The organism is Spirillospora sp. NPDC048823 (genome assembly GCF_043198445.1).
In the GTDB taxonomy this organism is placed as follows: Bacteria; Actinomycetota; Actinomycetes; order Streptosporangiales; family Streptosporangiaceae; genus Spirillospora.
Genome location: NZ_JBICUT010000001.1, coordinates 385,311 through 402,213, shown reverse-complemented (window position 1 = coordinate 402,213; position 16,903 = coordinate 385,311). Strand labels below are relative to the sequence as shown.

At 72.6% G+C, this 16,903-nt stretch carries 16 protein-coding genes; 7 read left to right on the top strand and 9 right to left on the bottom strand.

Features of this window, described 5'->3' with window-relative positions:
• The first annotated feature begins 175 nt into the window (after positions 1-175).
• Complete coding sequence (locus ACGFK0_RS01635) at positions 176-457, top strand: hypothetical protein (protein ID WP_392898508.1); 282 nt, start codon at positions 176-178, stop codon at positions 455-457.
• Here ACGFK0_RS01635 and ACGFK0_RS01630 read toward each other — a convergent pair.
• Positions 426-2,051 carry an acyl-CoA dehydrogenase family protein gene (locus ACGFK0_RS01630; RefSeq protein ID WP_392898505.1) on the bottom strand — a complete coding sequence of 542 codons (1,626 nt, stop codon included), beginning with the start codon at positions 2,049-2,051 and terminating at the stop codon, positions 426-428. The two genes, ACGFK0_RS01635 and ACGFK0_RS01630, sit on opposite strands and share 32 nt — an antisense overlap.
• Positions 2,052-2,233: 182 nt before the next feature.
• Between ACGFK0_RS01630 and ACGFK0_RS01625 the strand changes: the two genes are divergently transcribed.
• Entirely contained in the window at positions 2,234-2,938 is a 705-nt protein-coding gene (locus ACGFK0_RS01625) for a DUF1707 domain-containing protein (protein ID WP_392898501.1), read from the top strand.
• Here ACGFK0_RS01625 and ACGFK0_RS01620 read toward each other — a convergent pair whose 3' ends face one another.
• The 4 genes from ACGFK0_RS01620 to ACGFK0_RS01605 form a co-directional block, all read right to left on the bottom strand.
• Positions 2,939-3,163: a hypothetical protein gene (locus tag ACGFK0_RS01620; RefSeq protein ID WP_392898499.1), complete on the bottom strand. Its 225-nt coding sequence runs from the start codon at positions 3,161-3,163 to the stop codon at positions 2,939-2,941.
• A 72-nt stretch (positions 3,164-3,235) separates the two neighbouring features.
• Entirely contained in the window at positions 3,236-4,009 is a 774-nt protein-coding gene (locus ACGFK0_RS01615) for a sirohydrochlorin chelatase (RefSeq protein ID WP_392899578.1), read from the bottom strand.
• An 8-nt stretch (positions 4,010-4,017) separates the two neighbouring features.
• Positions 4,018-4,728, bottom strand: coding sequence for a phosphoadenylyl-sulfate reductase (locus ACGFK0_RS01610; protein WP_392898497.1), 711 nt, complete (start codon positions 4,726-4,728; stop codon positions 4,018-4,020).
• Between the two features lie 205 nt (positions 4,729-4,933).
• Positions 4,934-6,601, bottom strand: a complete 1,668-nt coding sequence (locus ACGFK0_RS01605) for a nitrite/sulfite reductase (RefSeq protein WP_392898493.1) — start codon at positions 6,599-6,601, stop codon at positions 4,934-4,936.
• A 677-nt stretch (positions 6,602-7,278) separates the two neighbouring features.
• Here ACGFK0_RS01605 and ACGFK0_RS01600 point away from each other — a divergent pair.
• From ACGFK0_RS01600 to ACGFK0_RS01590, 3 genes are all read left to right on the top strand, one after another.
• Positions 7,279-8,397 carry a YihY/virulence factor BrkB family protein gene (locus ACGFK0_RS01600; protein ID WP_392898490.1) on the top strand — a complete coding sequence of 373 codons (1,119 nt, stop codon included), beginning with the start codon at positions 7,279-7,281 and terminating at the stop codon, positions 8,395-8,397.
• Positions 8,398-8,436: 39 nt separating this feature from the next.
• Entirely contained in the window at positions 8,437-9,423 is a 987-nt protein-coding gene (locus ACGFK0_RS01595; RefSeq protein ID WP_392898487.1) for a phosphotriesterase, read from the top strand.
• 126 nt (positions 9,424-9,549) lie between these two features.
• Positions 9,550-10,254: a phosphoribosyltransferase gene (locus tag ACGFK0_RS01590; protein WP_392898484.1), complete on the top strand. Its 705-nt coding sequence runs from the start codon at positions 9,550-9,552 to the stop codon at positions 10,252-10,254.
• A 287-nt stretch (positions 10,255-10,541) separates the two neighbouring features.
• On the opposite strand, the gene ACGFK0_RS01585 is transcribed toward ACGFK0_RS01590, so the two are convergent.
• The 4 genes from ACGFK0_RS01585 to ACGFK0_RS01570 form a co-directional block, all read right to left on the bottom strand.
• The gene (locus tag ACGFK0_RS01585; protein WP_021600082.1) at positions 10,542-10,838 is read right to left on the bottom strand and encodes a WhiB family transcriptional regulator; all 297 of its coding nucleotides are present in this window, start codon (positions 10,836-10,838) and stop codon (positions 10,542-10,544) included.
• Between the two features lie 185 nt (positions 10,839-11,023).
• On the bottom strand, positions 11,024-11,929 hold the full coding sequence (locus ACGFK0_RS01580) for a sucrase ferredoxin (protein WP_392898482.1): 906 nt from the start codon (positions 11,927-11,929) through the stop codon (positions 11,024-11,026).
• Between the two features lie 87 nt (positions 11,930-12,016).
• Positions 12,017-13,588 (bottom strand): glycerol-3-phosphate dehydrogenase/oxidase, encoded by a 1,572-nt coding sequence (locus ACGFK0_RS01575; RefSeq protein WP_392898479.1) that lies wholly within the window; start codon positions 13,586-13,588, stop codon positions 12,017-12,019.
• On the bottom strand, positions 13,585-14,223 hold the full coding sequence (locus tag ACGFK0_RS01570; protein WP_392898476.1) for a TetR/AcrR family transcriptional regulator: 639 nt from the start codon (positions 14,221-14,223) through the stop codon (positions 13,585-13,587). The genes ACGFK0_RS01575 and ACGFK0_RS01570 overlap by 4 nt, the downstream gene beginning before the upstream one ends.
• Before the next feature lie 73 nt (positions 14,224-14,296).
• On the opposite strand from ACGFK0_RS01570, the gene ACGFK0_RS01565 reads away from it, so the two are divergent.
• Positions 14,297-15,892 (top strand): FAD-binding oxidoreductase, encoded by a 1,596-nt coding sequence (locus ACGFK0_RS01565; RefSeq protein ID WP_392899575.1) that lies wholly within the window; start codon positions 14,297-14,299, stop codon positions 15,890-15,892.
• Between the two features lie 3 nt (positions 15,893-15,895).
• Complete coding sequence (locus ACGFK0_RS01560) at positions 15,896-16,828, top strand: diacylglycerol/lipid kinase family protein (protein ID WP_392898473.1); 933 nt, start codon at positions 15,896-15,898, stop codon at positions 16,826-16,828.
• The last annotated feature ends 75 nt before the right edge of the window (positions 16,829-16,903 follow it).

Sequence of the window (16,903 nt, the reverse complement as noted above, 5' to 3'; positions counted from 1 at the left end):
CGCCGCTCCGGCTGCCGGGATCGAGCACTTTAAAAGTGCGGCCCGCCGGTTTCCCGACAGGTGCTGTAACGCGGCCACGAAGGCCGGCTCGACGGCTTCGCGCTGCTCGTTCGAGCCTGCGGTCGGGGGCAGATGAGGTAGTGCCGCTGCGGTGGCGATGTCTAGAGTCTGTGTCGTGAACGACACTGGAGCCGACGTCGACAAGCGCGTTGCCGAGGCGTGGGCGCGGATCGAGGCCGGCCTGAGTCGCGTCCTGCCGGCTTCCCTGCATCACCTCAATGCGCAGGCCGCGGTACAGGAAATCGATGCGGTGGAGGCCGCCTTGGCCATACCACTGCCCCCGTGGCTGCTCGACTTTGATCCGGCCCCGGGGGGAACGCCCGGACAAGTGGTTCGGGTCGACGTCGAATGCGCCTCATGTGGGCTCAGCCGAGCTTCGGGGTGGCGCGGTCGATGATGGGGGACAGGTCCAATCCCGGCGGGAGAGTGCCGAAGGCGGACCCCCAGTCGCCCGCCAGGCGGGACGCGCAGAAGGCGTCGGCGACGGCCGGGTGGCCGTGCCTGACCAGCAGTGACGCCTGCAGGACGAGAGCCAGGCGCTCGGCTACGCGGCGGGCACGGAGCTCGATCGTTGCGGTGTCGGTGAAGCTTTCCTTGGCATCCTGGACGGCTGCGTCCAAGCGCTTGTCGGCCCCTCGGGCAAGCTCGACCTCGCAGAAGAACGCGTCCAGCGTCTGTGGCTCGCGTAGGACCGCGCGGAGGAGATCGAGCGCCGCGACGTTGCCGGAGCCCTCCCAGATCGAGTTCAGCGGCGACTCCCGGAAGAGGCGGGGCATGCCCGAGTCCTCCACGTAGCCGTTGCCGCCCAGGCATTCGAGGGCCTCGGCGGCGTGCGCGGGCCACCGCTTGGTGATCCAGTACTTGCTGATCGCGAGCCCGAGCCGCTTGAACGCCGACTCCGTCTCGTCCCCGCGCACCGAGCGGTCCGTCGCGCCCGCCAGCCGCAGCATCGTGATCGTCGCGGCCTCGGACTCGATCGCCAGGTCCGCGAGGACGTTGCGCATCAGCGGCTGGTCGATGAGGTACGCCCCGAACGCCTTGCGGTGCGCGGCGTGGTGGACGGCGGTCGTGACGCCCTGCCGCATCCCCGACGCCGCGCCGATCACGCAGTCGAGCCGGGTCATGTTGACCATCTCGATGATGGTGCGGACGCCGCGGCCCTCGTCCCCGACCCTCCAGGCGACGGCGTTCTCGTACTCCACCTCCGAGGACGCGTTGGACCTGTTGCCGAGCTTGTCCTTGAGCCGCATCAGCCGCAGCGGGTTCAGCTCGCCGTCCGGCAGGACGCGCGGGACCAGGAAGCAGGTGAGGCCGCCCGGGGCCTGCGCCAGCGTCAGGAACACGTCGCACATCGGGGCGCTGGTGAACCACTTGTGGCCGACGAGCCGGTACGTCCCGTCCGGCTGCGCGGCCGCCCGGGTGGTGTTGGCCCGCACGTCCGACCCGCCCTGCTTCTCGGTCATCGACATGCCGGCGATCAGCGCGTTCTTCGTGAGCGGGGCGCGCAGGCCGAAGTCGTACTCCCGCTCGGCGAGCAGCGGCTCGTACCGTGCCGCCAGCTCCGGGGACTGCCGCAGCGCGGGGACGGCGGCGTAGGTCATCGAGATCGGGCAGCCGTGACCCGCGTCCACCCGCCACGTGTAGAACTTGGCGGCCCGCGCGACGTGAGCACCCGCACGCGCGTCGGTCCAGGCGGAACCGTGCAGCCCGTGCGTCACCGCGACGGTCATCAGCTCATGCCACGCCGGGTGGAACTCGACCTCGTCGATCCGGTGCCCGTAGCGGTCGTGGGTGCGCAGAACCGGCGGGTTCTCGTTCGCGAGGCGTCCCCATTCCTGTGCCCGCTCGGTGCCCGCCAGCCTCCCGAGCTCGTGCACCTCGGCCTCGGCCCACCCGGCGCCCTCGCGCTCCAGCCCGTCCAGCAGGACCGCCTCGTCGGCCGTGTCGTGCCCGGCGAGCGGGGGAACCTGATTGAACACCTCGTGCGTCACCGTGCCGCTCCCGCGTTGCTCCGACTACGTTCGAGCCATCGCGACGCAGGATACAGAATCCCGTTCGGGCAACCATTGATCCTGCCCTCGGCGTGCCCGTGCGTCCATCCTCCTCAAGTGGTGGGGCGATCTCGTCCGCGCGGCGGATTGTCCCGCGGCCGCGGGGGCATACCTTCGGAATCATGAGTCAGTCCAGTCCGCAGCCGGAGCGGCGCTCCTCGTGCCGCCCGCGGGACCGGCGGCAGGACCTGCACCCCGACCGGCCCGTCACCGACCCCCTCGAGCCGGGCCCCGACGCGATACGGGCCTCGGACGCCGAGCGGGAGGCCGTCGTCGAGCGGCTGCGGATCGCCTCCGTCGAAGGACGGCTCACCTTCGAGGAACTGACCGAGCGCAGCGAGGCCGCCTACGCGGCCGTCACCCGCGGTGACCTGGAGCGCATCACCGACGACCTGCCGGGCATGGGCGCGCCCGGCGCCAACCGCGCGCCCCGCCAGATCAAACGCAAGTTCAGCGCCGTCATGGGCGACTGCAAGGAGAGCATCGTCGGGCGCATCGACGGGCCGCTGGAGGCCGTGGCGGTGATGGGCGACGTCGTGCTCGACCTGCGCGGCGCCCAGGTTCCCACCGGCGAGATCCACATCTCCGCCACCGCCGTGATGGGCGACGTCAAGATCATCGTCCCGGACGGCGTCAGCGTCGAGTTGTCCGGGCACGCCTTCCTCGGCGAGCGCAAGATCGCCGTCCGCGAAGCGCAGCCCGGCGCCCCCGTGCCCGTCGTCCACGTCACCGCCCACGCCGTCATGGGCGACGTCAAGATCGTCGACGACGAGCACTACGCCCCGCTCCGCCGCGCCATCGTCTCCTGGTGGCGCGACAAGAAGTAGCTACCGGCGGCGGGAGTCGTCGTGGCGTTCGGCCTCCTCGACGCCCTCCTCGTCGGGCGGGAGCGTGTCGGGGTGCTCGATCTCCACGCCGGGCGTCCCCGTGCCGCCGGCGCCATGATCGGTGGTGGGCCGGGTCCGGCCGCGGGCGTCGGAGTCCTCGTTGACGGGGGCGAAGTCGCGGTCGTGCGTCTCTTCTGGCTCGTGTCCGAGATCCTCACGCTTCATGGCAGCCCGCATACCCGCCCAGCCGGGCGCCGAACGCGGAATCGAGACGGCCCCTCCTCAGACGGCCCGTGCTCAGACGGCCCGTGCCCTGTGGGACGTCTGAGCAGGCCGGGGGTTTGAAGGGTCGTCCACCCGGGAGACGACCGCCTCGTCGTAGCGGTGGACGATCAGGTCGGCGACTTCCGGGGCCGCCCCGAGGACGGAGGAGACCGCGGTGGCGCCGGCGTCCAGCGCCGCCGCCCGGACCTTGTCGGCGAAGTACCCCGGGGCCAGGAAATAGGACGCCACCGCCACACGCGGAGCGCCCGCGTCCAGCAGCGCCGCCACCGCCTCGGCCGGCCCGGGGCGGGCCGCCGACGCGTAGGCCGGGACCACGTCCCGCCAGCCGCGCCGCCGCCACTCACGTGCGAGCCGCGCGATGGTGGCGTTGGCCGAGGCGTGGCTGGAGCCCGCCGACACCAGTACGACCGCCGTGTCCGGGTCGCCGGGTTCCACGCCGGCGTCGGACAGGCGGCGTTCCAGGGCGTCCGTCAGCAGCGGGTGGGGGCCGAGCGTCTCGGCCGTGTGCAGGCGCAGCCGCGGATGCGGGCCGCGCACCCGGTTCAGGACGCCCGGGATGTCGGTCTTGCTGTGGTATGCAGCGGTGAGCAGCAGCGGCAGCACGACCGCGCCGGTCGCGCCGTCCCGGGCGAGTCCGTCCAGGACGCGGTCGGGCGCCGGCGGCGCGTGGTCCAGGAACGAGGCGTGGACGGGAATGTCCGGGCGGCGGTCCCGCACGACGTCGAGCAGCTCGGCGACGGTCGCGGCGGCACGCGGATCGCGGCTCCCGTGCGCCACCGCCACCATCGGCCTGCTCACAGGTGGATACCGCACTCGGTCTTGCCCGATCCGGCCCAGCGGCCGCTGCGCGGGTCCTCGCCGGCCGCGACCGGGCGTGTGCACGGGGCGCAGCCGATCGAGGGGTAGCCGTCGTAGTGCAGCGGGTTGACGAGCACCCCGTTGTCCTCGATGTAGTTGTCCATGTCCTCCTGGGACCAGTCCAGGATCGGGTTCACCTTGACCATGCCGCGCTTGCGGTCCCACTCGACGACGCGGCGGTCGCGGCGGCTCGCGGTCTCGTCCCGGCGGATGCCGCTGAACCAGGCCATGTAGCCCTCCAGCGCGCGGCCGAGCGGCTCCACCTTGCGCAGGTGGCAGCACAGGTCCGGGTTGCGGCCGAACAGCCGTGGGCCGAGCGCGGCCTCCTGCTCCTCGACCGTGCGGGACGGGGTGACGTTGATGACGTTCACCGGGTACACGGCCTCGACCGCGTCCCGGGTGCCGATCGTCTCGGCGAAGTGGTAGCCGGTGTCGACGAACAGCACGTCGATGCCGGGCTTCACCTTCGACACCAGATGGATCAGCGCCGCGTCCGACATGGACGAGGTGAGGCAGATGCGCTCGCCGAACGTGGCGGCGGCCCAGCGGATGACCTCCAGCGTGGGCGCGCCGTCCAGCGCGACGGCGGCCGATTCGACGACGTCTTCGAGGTCAAGGGCAGGTCTGTCGGTCTCCAGAAGCGTCACCGAGGGATCTCCTTGCTTGCGGTGCCGGGAGCGCCGACACCGAGGAATCGCAACCTGAAGGAACGGACGCAGTCGGGGCAGAACCATGAACCGTATTCTTCCTGCGGTTCCAGGTGCTCTTCCCCGCAATAGGGGCAGTAGAACGGCGCCATCCGCTCGCCTCCGCCCGTGTGCGGGGGACCGGCCCCCGGGTTCGCTCCGCTCGTCATTTGAGGTCCGCTTCGTCCGCGCGATGCACCCACTCGGCGAAGGTCTCGCCGTCTTCGCGCTGCTTGTCGTAGTTGCGGACGATCCGCTCGACATAGTCGGTCAGCCCGGCCGAGGTGGTCTTCAGCCCGCGGACCTTCTTGCCGAACGAGGCGCCGAGCTGCCCGCCCAGGTGGATCTGGAACCCCTCCACCTGGTCGCCGTTCTCGTCCACGACGAGCTGGCCCTTCAGGCCGATGTCGCCGACCTGGATGCGGGCGCAGGCGTTCGGGCAGCCGTTGACGTTGATGGTGAGCGGCTGGTCGAAGTCCGGGAGCCGCTTCTCCAGCTCGTCGATGAGGTCCATCGAGCGCTGCTTGGTGTCGACGATGGCGAGCTTGCAGTACTCGATGCCGGTGCACGCCATCGTCTGGCGCCGGAACGTGGACGGGCGGACCTGCAGGTCGTGCTTGGCCAGCTCGTCGGCGAGCGCCTCGGTGTCCTCCTCCGGGACGTCCAGGATCACCATCTTCTGCTCGATGGTCGTCCGGACCCGGCCGGAACCGTAGCGGTCGGCCAGCTCGCCGATGACGCCGAGCAGCTCGCCGTTCACGCGGCCCACGCGCGGTGCGAACCCGACGTAGAAGCCGCCGCCCTGCTGCGGGTGGATCCCGACGTGGTCGCGGCGGGCGAGCGGCGCGGCGGGCTCCGGGCCGTCCGGCAGCGCGTAGCCGAGGTATTCCTTCTCCAGCACCTCGCGGAACTTCTCCACGCCCCAGTCCTTCACCAGGAACTTCATCCGGGCGCGGCTGCGCAGCCGCCGGTAGCCGTAGTCGCGGAAGATCGAGGTGACCCCGTGCCAGATCTCCGTGGCCTGCTCCGGTTTGACGAACACGCCGAGGCTCTGCGCGAACATCGGGTTGGTGGACAGCCCGCCGCCGACGAACACCTGGTAGCCGGTCTCGCCCAGCTCGTTCACCACGCCCACGAACGCGATGTCGTTGATCTCGTGGACGGTGCAGTGCGAGGTGCAGCCCGACAGCGCCGTCTTGTACTTGCGCGGCAGGTTGGAGAACTCGGGGGAGCCGATGTAGCGGTCGTGGATGTCGCGCAGCTGCGGCGTCGCGTCGATCACCTCGTCGGCGGCGATCCCGGCCAGCGGGCAGCCGATGATGGTGCGCGGGACGTCCCCGCACGCCTCCATCGTGTGCAGCCCCACGGCTTCGAGGGCCTCCCAGATCGCCGGGACGTCCTCGATCCGCACCCAGTGCAGCTGGACGTTCTGCCGGTCGGTGATGTCGGCGGTGCCGCGGGCGTACCGGGTGGAGATGTCGGCGATGGTGCGAAGCTGCGGGCCGCTCAACTGGCCGCCGTCGATGCGCACCCGCATCATGAAGTAGCGGTCTTCGAGCTCCTCGTCCTCCAGCGCGCCGGTCCTGCCGCCGTCGATGCCGGGCTTGCGCTGGGTGTACAGGCCCATCCAGCGGAACCGGCCGCGCATGTCGGCCGGGTCGATCGAGTCGAAGCCGTGCTTGGAGTAGATGTCGATGATGCGGCGGCGGACGTTGAGGCCGTCGTCGTTCTTCTTGTTCTCTTCGGTCTTGTTGAGCGGTTCCCGGTAGCCGAGGGCCCACTGGCCTTCGGCCTTCTTGCGCTTGATCGCGGGTGGCACGGCGCGCGTCCTCATCTGTTGTCGTGAGGGACGCGTAGCGCACCGGCAGTCTGAGGCAGCCGGCTCGACGCTGAGCAGGGTGAAGTCAAAGATGACGCCGATGCACCACGCGGCCCGCTGAGCAGGGGCGTGGTCGGGGCGTCACCGACAGATCGCGCTGCGGACGCGCAGGAAGTCCACGTGCCGGCGCTTCGCCAGCAACGGGTCCGCAGCAGTCATACCCGAACTCTGACACGCGGTCTCGCGGGCTGTCCAGTTACGTCCGGCATATGGACGAGTGAGATGCGTCATCCCTGCCGCTTCCAGTTCACCGGGGACTCGGTGTCGCCGCTGGTACCGGGACCGGGCCGGCGTTCCCGCCCGGACGTCGCCGGGGCCGGCCGGTGCTGGCAGTCGCACCAGGATCCGCCGCGGCACTCCTCGTGGCGGCGTTCTCGGCACGACCGGCAGATCATGGTTCCAGTGTCACCCATCAAGGCCGGTGCCCGCGCCCCCCCGGCCTAAACGATCATGGGCGAGATGACGTTCCGGGTCGTCGAAGCGGGTATGAGCCAATGGGTGTGTAGGGGACATGCCACACGCCGACGCGACATTCGGGCGGGGGAGGCGGTCGGAACGCGACGCGCGGAGCGGACCACTGAAATGGGCGATGCGGCATGTTCCGGGCCCGTAACGCTTTACGGTGGGGCGGTGTGACCACCGTCTCCGACGCCGCGGGCGTCCCCCCGGCCGGGGACTCCGATCCGGACGAGGGCCCCACCGCCCTCGATCCGGGCAACCCCGAGGCGGACGCTCACGATCCTGACGGCGCCCCCGACCCGGGCGGCTCCGGTCCGCGCGGCCGGGCCCGCCTCCTGCGCGCACGCGTCCGTGTGGGCGCGGGCGCGGTGCCACGGGTCGCCTGGACCCTGACCAAGGGCACCGCGGTGGGCGCGTTCCGCTACCGGGTGACCGGGCTGGCCGCCGAGGCGGCGTTCTTCGCGCTGCTGTCGCTGCCGCCGCTGGTGATCGGGCTGATCGGCACGATGGGCCACCTGCGCGGCATGTTCGGCCGCGGCACCGTCACCGAGATCCGCACCTGGGTCATCGACCAGTCCGGAACCGTGCTGACGGGCTCGACGGTCGACACGGTCGTCGTCCCGCTGATCGACGGCGTGATCGAGGGCGGCAGTCCCGACATCATCTCGCTCAGCTTCCTGCTCTCCCTGTGGGCGGGGTCGCGGGCGACGAACGTCTACATCGACACGATCAGCATCGCCTACGGGCTCTCGGGCATCCGCGGCATGATCCGCACCCGGCTGCGGGCGTTCTTCCTCTACCTGATCGGCCTGCTGGTCATGCTGATCGTCATCCCGATGCTGGTGGCGGGGCCCACGCTGGTCCGGCGGGCGCTGCCGGAGAGCGCCGAGTTCGTCCAGGCGCTCTACTGGCCGGTCGTGGTGACCCTGTCGATCGTCTTCCTCGCGACGCTGTACCACCTGAGCGTCCCGGTGCGGACGCCGTGGCGGTGGGACCTGCCCGGCGCCGTCCTCGCGCTGCTGATCTGGATCGCCGGCAGTTTCGGCTTGCGGCTCTTCCTGGCCGGGTCGCTCAGCGGGGTGTCGCTGTACGGGTCGCTGTCGGCCGCGATCGCGGTGCTCGCCTGGCTCTACGTCGCGGCGATCGCGGTGCTGATCGGCGCCGCGCTGAACGCCGAGATCGACCGGCTGTGGCCGAGCGCCGACACCGCGCGGGCGCGGGCCGTCCGTGACGCGCAGGCGGAGGAGCGGCGGGAGGACGAGGACGCGGGAAGTAAAAACAACCCCGAATGAGGTCCTGATAAGGCAAAACATGTCGTAACCTCGCCTGACATGACCCCCCGTGAGGAGACCGGCCGGCTCCGGACCGTGACCGGCATGATCGCGACGTCCGACGTCACCGGGCCGGTGCTCTCCCACGAGCACCTGCAGATGGATCTGCGCTGGCCGCAGCGTCCGCAGCTGGTCGAGTCCGATCCGGGCCGCTGGCTGGACGAGGAGAAGGCCGTCCAGCGGGAGCTGACGGGGCTGCGCAAGGAGCACGGCCTCGGCCTCGTCGTCGACCTCACCTGCTCCGGTATGGGACGCAACGCCGCCGCGCTCGCCCGGATCAGCGCCGGCGCCCGGGTGGCCGTGGTCGCCGGGACGGGCGTGTTCACCGAGCCGTTCCACCCCGCGTTCGTCAGCGAGACCCTCGCCGCGGAGGCGGGTCCGGACGGGCCCACCGGTGTCGAGCGGCTCGCCGAGCGGCTCCTCGCCGAGGTCGGCTTCGGCATGGACGGCACCAACTCCCTGCCGGGCGTCATCGGTGAGATCGGCACCTGGGGCGAGGCGCCCACCGAAGCCGAGGAGCTCTGCCTGCGCGCCGCCGCCCGGGCCGCCCGCTACTCCGGGCTGTCGGTCGCCACCTACGGCCGCGCCGGCCTCGCCCAGATGGAGATCCTCACCGCCGCCGGGCTGTCCCCCGACCGTGTCGCGGTCGGCCAGCAGGACCGGGTGGACGACCCCGGCCAGCACCGCAAGATCGCCGAGACGGGCGGCTATGTCTCGTTCGGCACGCTCGGCCTCGCGGGCGAGGACCACGCGGCCATCGGCGCGCGCGTCCGCTGCGTCATGGACCTGCTGGAGGCCGGGCACGCCTCCCGGGTACTGCTGAGCACCGGCGTCTCCCGGATGGCCCAGGTCACCCGGTACGGCGGCGCCGGCTTCGGATACCTGTTCGACACGTTCCTGCCCGCGCTGCGCGCAGCCGGGGCCGACGACGCCATCATCGAAGCGATCCTGCACGACAACCCGCTGCGCTGGCTCACCGGTTCCTGAGCTCGTCCACCTGCGCGTATCGCTCGTCGGGGCGCCCTTCGGGGCGTCGCGCCGCAAGTCGGCGTTCGTGGGAGCCTCTGGGCGCGGCGGGAGTGGGTAGGGGTGACCCCGGAAGGGGGTGAGCGGATGTCCTGGAACAGATCCGCTCGCGATGACCTCCAGCAGACCGAGACCGTCCGGCTCCCCTACACCGACCGCGCCGAGGCGGGCCGTGTGCTCGCCGAGCGGCTCGCGCCGATGGGCCTGGAGGGCGCGGCCGTCCTCGCGCTGCCGAGGGGCGGCGTCCCCGTCGGGTACGAGGTCGCGCGGCGGCTGCGGTCCCGGCTCGACGTCCTGGTGACCCGCAAGATCGGATACCCGCCGCAGCCGGAGCTGGGCGTCGGGGCGATCGCCGAGGGCGGCTCGCCGGTGTTCGACGCCGACCTGCTGCGCCGGCTGGGGCTCCGCGAGGAGGACCTGGAGGCCACGGTGGCGGCCGAACGCGCCGAACTGGGCCGCCGGGTCGAGGTCTACCGGCGCGGGCGGCCGCTGCCGGAGACCGCGGGCCGCCCGGTGATCGTCGTGGACGACGGGCTCGCCACCGGCGGGACCGCGAGGGCCGCCGTGCGGGCGCTGCGCGAGCGCGGGCCGTCCCGGCTGGTGCTCGCCGTGCCGGTGGGCGCCGCCGAGACCGTCCGCGGCCTGGAGGCCGAGGTGGACGACATGGTCGTGCCGGCCGCGCCGTGGGAGTTCCGCGCGGTCGGCCAGTGGTACCGCGACTTCGAGCAGCTCACCGACGACGACGTGATCGCCTGGCTGGACCGGGCGGCGCGGGTCCGGGAGACGGGCTGACCCGGCCGCCCGGCCCGGGCGTCCGGGCGGGACGGCGGCGAAAAATGGTGCGGCGACTTTCTGAAAAATGGCCGCATCGCGAGGGCGCTTGCGGTAAAAGCACGGTTCTGCGGAAAGTCGGGTGCGATGTGACTCACATGTGACGCAGATGTGACGAAGCACCCGGGCCCGGTCCGCGTGGACCGGGCCCGGGGCAACGCAAACGGCCCCGCGGGGCGGGGCCGTGTCGTTTTTCGGTGGCGTGCCGGGGTTTCCGATGGGAGCGTTGTAGCGGCCTGCGTACTCGACTAGGCGGCGTTGGCGCGACGCATCCGGCGGCGGCGCTCGGACGCGCGCTCGTCTTCGTTCAGACCGCCCCACGTGCCGTACTTCTCGGGCCTGGAAACCGCGTAGTCCAGGCACTCCGTCCGGACGGGGCAGCCCATGCAGATCTGCTTCGCCTTACGCTCGCGGATCTCGCGCTCGGGCTGACGCTCGCCGTCGGGACCGAAGAAGAGGACGAGGTCTTCCCCCCGGCACGCCGCGGCGTCCTGCCAGCCCCAGCTGGGACGAGGGAGGTTTGCCTGCCGACGTACCTGAGCCATGGAACACCCACCTTGATTGGTTTCGAACAATTTCAGGACATGGACGCTCGACATGCTTCAGGCGACATGAAGTCAGAAGCGCCGAATGGTCCAACGTCCAGAGTTGCCGCTCTGTTCCCCGTCCGGTTAAGCCGGAAACCTGGGGACGTGCGACACGAAGACCCTCGAATGGGGCCTCAGAGAGATTACACGAGGGCCGCCTCGTTGAGAAGGGTGAGTTCCCTAACAAGGTAGGTTTTCAGGTTCTCCCCGCATCCCGGCCCGCATGGCGCCGACTGCTCGACGGCCTCGACCACGACCCGGTAACGGCTCTCCTGTACTACAACGACCGCTTCGTACCGGGATGTTCCCGTGATCGATCGCACGGTCACGTCGTCCAGGCCAAGGCGGCCGGTGTGTGCGCGGACGAAGTGCTCCGCCGCCTGGGCGGGCTCGGGCGTTCCGGCGCGTCCGCGCAGCCTGTCCAGGACGACCTCGCCCCGCAGGTAGGCGTCCGCCGCCGTCACGGCCTGGGTCTCGCCGAGGTCGCCGTAGTAGAGCCCGTGTGGAAGACATACCAAATTCGCCGCAAATCGGTCACCGCCGACATGGGTGGTTTCCCATACGAGGCGATCGAAACGTGCGGTGAGGGTACGGGCCAGCGGCCCCCCGGCGCGGGCGCAGCAGACGTTGTGGCGCCCGTGCGTGCAGACCAGCAGCAGCGGCTCGGCCACCGGCTCCCCGAGGCCCGGCGACCGGCCGGCGGCGAGGGCGTCCAGATCGAGCGCCTCCAGCTCCGCCGGGTCGGCGAGTTCGCGTCCCTCGATCCAGACCTCCGCGCCGCGCGAGAACGCCGCGTAGACCTGGAGGGGCGGGGTGCGGCGCCGCCGCCCCGGCCGGCGGATCAGCTGGGGCCGGACGCCCGCCTTCCGCGCGGCCCGCACCGCCTCACCGACCGGTGCGGGCGTGGCGAGGTCCTCGACGCGCTCGGGCCAGGGGCCGGGATGCTCGACGAGCAGCCAGGCGCGCGCCTTCGCCGTCGCGCTCGCCAGGCACGGCCGCTCCCCGGTGTGGCTGCCGGGACAGTGCCCGCAGGCGTCGCCGCGCGTCAAAAGGAGACCCCCGTAGATCTTCGATCGTTTAGGTAAGGGTAACCTAACGTATCGGGTCCAAACCGGCCGGGGGGCCGGGAAGGCGGATCAGCGCACCGCGGCTCGGGGCAGGAACGACTCGGCGGCGGGCAGCGCGGCCGCCCGGTCGGACGCGACGAGCCCGATCCGGGTGCGGCGGTCCAGCAGATCGCCCGCGTCGAGGGCGCCCTCGTGCCGCACCGCCCAGGCCAGCTCCGCAGCGAGCACGGGCAGCCCGGGGGCGACCGGTTCCAGCAGCGCCGGGTCGTCCTTCGCGAGCGCGGCCAGCAGCGGCGCCTCGGCCCCGTACCGCTGGACGAGACGGGACGGCACGTCCAGCGCGTCCAGCCGGTCCCGCGACGCGGCGCCGACCAGCGGCAGCCGGGCGGTCCGGCTCGCCACCGTGTCGAGCCCGCGGACGCGCGCCGCCGCGTCGACGGCGTCCTGCGCCATCCGCCGGTAGGTGGTGAGCTTGCCGCCGACGATCGTGACGACGCCGTCCCGCGAGGTGAGCACGGCGTGCCGCCGGGAGATGTCGGCGGTGTCGCGGCCCCGCCCGAGATCCAGCAGCGGGCGCAGCCCGGCGAACGCGCCCAGCACGTCCGAGCGCCGCACCGGGACGTCCAGCGCGGAACCGAGGATGTCGAGCAGGAACCCGATCTCGCCCGCCGTCGGCTCGGGCACGTCCGGGATCGGCCCTTCCGCGGGCTCGTCGGTGAGGCCGACGTAGACGCGGCCGTCGCCCTGCGGCAGCACCAGCAGGTACCGGCTGGCCGCCCCCGGGACCGGGATCTGCATCCCGGCCGACAATCCGCGCAGCGTCTCCGCCGCGACCACGATGTGGGTGCCGCGCGACGGGGTCAGCCGCACCCCGTCCACCAGGCCGCCCGCCCAGACGCCGGCCGCGTTCACCACCGAACGCGCCCGGACGGTGAACTCCCGGCCGGTCAGCTCGTCGCGGACGAGCGCGCCGTCGCCCGCGAGGGTGACGGCGCGGCAGCGGGTGAGGATGCGGGCGCCGTACCCGGCGGCGGTCCGGGCGAGCGCCGTGACCAGGCGCGCGTCGTCGGCGAGCTGGCCGTCCCACGACAGCAGCCCGCCGCGCAGCCCGTAGGGCCGCAGCGGGGGCGCCAGCCGCAGCGTCTCGACCGCCGACAGGCGGCGCGGTCGGGGCAGCACCGAGCGCGGGGTGCGCGCGGCGAGCCGCAGCGCGTCCCCGGCGTGCAGCGCGGCACCGACGGCCAGCGCGCGAGAGTGGGACACGAGCGGGGTCAGCGGCATCACGAACGGCAGCGCGCGCACGAGGTGCGGCGCGGTGTGCCGCATCAGCGCGCCGCGCTCGACCGCGCTTTCGTGCGCGACGTCCACCTGGGCGGACGCGAGGTAGCGCAGCCCGCCGTGGATCAGCTTGGAACTCCACCGGGACGTGCCGAACGCGAGGTCGTGGGCGTCGATCGCGGCGACCGACAGGCCCCGGGACGCGGCGTCGAGCGCGGTGCCCGCCCCGGTCGCGCCGAGGCCGACGACCAGGACGTCCACGACCTCGTCCGGCAGGGCGGCGAGCTCGCGTTCCCTGCGCGCCGCGTTGAGCGAGGTGCGGGGGATCTGCGGGGTCCGTGCGTGGAGATCTGGTGTGTTCAAGGCGCGAGCATCCTTTCCAGGATGTGGCGGAGTTCGGCGTCGAAGGCGTCGGAATCGAGGTCGGGGTCGGCGTCGTCGAGCATCGTCGGCGCCGACAGCACGAAGGACTGGACGACCAGCAGCACCGAGCGCGCCTGCCGGGCCGGATGGCCGGGGCGGACGGTGCCGTCGGCGTGCCCGGCCCTGAGCGCCTCCTCGAACAGCTCCAGGAACACCAGCTGGCTGGCGCCGCAGCGGTCCAGGACGTAGGGCAGCAGCAGCTCCGGATCCACTTCGATGATCTTGCGGAGGAGCGGGTGGTCGCGGAACGCCCGCACGCCGGTCACCAGGCCGTCCACGAACCGGGGCCGGACGGGGCGGCCGTCGTCGGGCGGCTGCAGGGTGTCGCCGAGCCCGACCCACTCGCGGGTCATCAGGTCGGCGACGATCGTGCGGACGTCCGGCCAGCGGCGGTACAGCGTCATCCGGGACACGCCGGCGCGGCGGGCGATGTCGGTCAGGGTCGTGCGGCGCACCCCGACGGCCAGCACGCAGTCCCGCGCGGCGTCGAGCACGGTGTCGTCCGCCGTCCGGCCGCCCGGCCCGTTGCGCTGCGGCGTGTCGCGCTCCACCTTGTTGTGACGATTCGACGTCATGTGTCACAGTGTAAGCACAGTTTCGAGGCCGGCGGCAGGCCGGCGACGGGAGGCGCGGGTGGAGACGCGGGACATGCTGTGGAGCGGCTGGGGCGATCCCGGCCGGGCCGCGCCGCTGCCGGAGCAGGTCGTGGGCCTGCTGCGCGAGATGCTCGGCGTCCGGCCGGCCGAGCGGCCCCCGGTGGCCCTCGCCGGCCTCGAGGTCCGCGACTCCCGGCTGCCGGCCGGCGACCTGACCGCGCTGGCGAAGCTCGTGGGCGACCGGAACGTCCGCGCCGACACCGAGACGCGCGTCCGGCACACGCGGGGCAAGTCGACTCCCGACCTGCTGCGCATCCGCGCCGGCGATACCGCCGACGCGCCGGACGCGATCGTCCTGCCCGGCACCCACGACGAGGTCCTCGCGGTGCTGCGGTACTGCGCGGGACGGCGGATCGCGGTCGTCCCGTTCGGCGGCGGCACCTCCGTCGTCGGCGGCCTGGCACCGGCCGGCGTCGGCGCGTTCATCGCCCTCGACCTGCGCCGCATGGACGCCCTGGTCTCGGTCGACGAGGTCGCCCGGACCGCCGTCCTCCAGCCCGGCCTGCGCGCCCCCGACGCCGAGGCGCTGCTGGCCGGGCACGGCTACACCCTCGGGCACTTCCCGCAGTCGTACGAGTGGGCGACGATCGGCGGGTTCGCGGCGGCGCGGTCCAGCGGGCAGGCGTCCGCCGGGTACGGCCGCTTCGACGACATGGTCGTCGGGCTGACCGTCGCCACCCCGGAGGGCCCCCTCGATCTCGGCCGGGCGCCCAAGTCCGCCGCCGGGCCCGACCTGCGGCAGCTCGTCCTCGGCTCGGAGGGCGCGTTCGGGGTGATCACCTCCGTGACCGTCCGGATCCATCCCGTCCCGGAGGCCAGGGAGTACGAGGGCTGGCGGTTCGCGTCGTTCGCGGAGGGCGCCGCCGCGCTGCGCCGGCTCGCCCAGGACGGGCCGATGCCCGCGGTGCTGCGGCTCTCCGACGAGACCGAGACCATGATCGGCCTGGCCGACCCCGGTGCCATCGGAGGGCTGGAGGACGGGGGATCGGCGGGATGCCTGGCCGTGCTGGGGTTCGAGGGCGCCCCGGCGCGGGTCGCCGAGCGGCGTGCCCGGGCCGCGGACGTGCTGCGCGCCGCCGGCGGCGAACCGCTCGGCACCGGGCCCGGCGAGAAGTGGGAGCACGGCCGCTTCAACGCCCCCTACCTGCGCGACTCGCTGCTGGACGTGGGCGCGTTCGTGGAGACGCTGGAGACCGCCGCCTTCTGGGCGGGCATCCCCGCGCTGTACGAGGCCGTCCGGGTCGCGCTGATCGGCACCCTGTCGGGCGCGGGCACGCCGCCGCTGGTGATGTGCCATATCTCGCACGTGTACCCGTCGGGCGCGTCCCTCTACTTCACCGTCGTGTCCGCTCAGGGTAAGGATCCGGTCGGGCACTGGGACGCGGCCAAGCGGGCCGCCAACGACGCGATCATCGACGCGGGCGCCACGATCAGCCATCATCACGGTGTGGGCACCGACCATCGCGACTGGTACGCCCGGGAGATCGGGCCGCTGGGCGCCGCGGTGCTCCGCGCCGTCAAGGACCGGGTGGATCCGGCCGGGATCCTCAACCCGGGCGTCCTCGTCCCGCCGGCCGCAGGGGAGTGACCCATGAGCGAAGCGAACCGGGAGGCCACCGGTGACGATGGCCCGCGTTCGTTCACCGCGATCGTCAATCCGGCGGCGGGCGGCTCCGCGTCCGCCTCGTCGCTGATCACGCTGGCCCGGCTGCTGCGCGAAGCGGGCGCCGACGTCGCGGTCGAGTACAGCCGCGGCCTGGAGCACGCCACGGACGTCGCCCGCGCCGCCGCGGGAACGGGGCGGGTGGTGCTCGGCGTCGGCGGCGACGGCATGGTCGGCTGCGTCGGCGGCGCCCTGGCCGAGATGGACGCCGGGACGGGCGCGGTCCTCGGCATCGTCCCGGCGGGACGCGGCAACGACTTCGCGCGGCAGCTCGGCATCCCCTCCGACCCGGAGGAGCTGGCCAGGCTGCTGCTGGAGGGCGAACCGCGCGCCGTGGACGCCATCGACGCCAACGGCACGGCCGTCCTCGGCAGCGTCTACGCGGGCGTGGACGCGGTCGCCAACGACAATGCGAACAGGACGCGGCTGCTGCGCGGCTCCGCCGCCTACTACTTCGGGGCGCTCCGCGCGATCGTCTCGTGGCGCCCGGCCGACTACCTGATCACCGTCGACGGCGAGTCGCACGCGCGGCAGGGCTACACCGTAGTCGCCGCCAACTCCGGCTACTACGGGTTCGGCAAGCACATCGCCCCCGACGCGGCGGTGGACGACGGGCTGCTCGACGTGATCCTCATCCGGCAGGCGCCCAAGAAGCTCTTCTTCTCCGTCATGCGGGAACTGGAGGACGGCTCGCACGTGCGAAGGCCCGAGGTCGAGGTCATGCGCGGCCGCGAAGTACGGATCGAGCTGGCGGGCCCGCCCGGCAGGACGCTTCCGTACGGCGCGGACGGTGAACTGCCCGGGACGCTGCCGGTCACGGCCCGGGTGATGCCGGGCGCGCTCCGCGTCCTGGCGCCCTGACCAGCGGATTCGCCGGCGGCCCAGGGTTTGGCCCGATATTTGGGATGGTTTACGCCAGCATTACGGTCCCTCGGA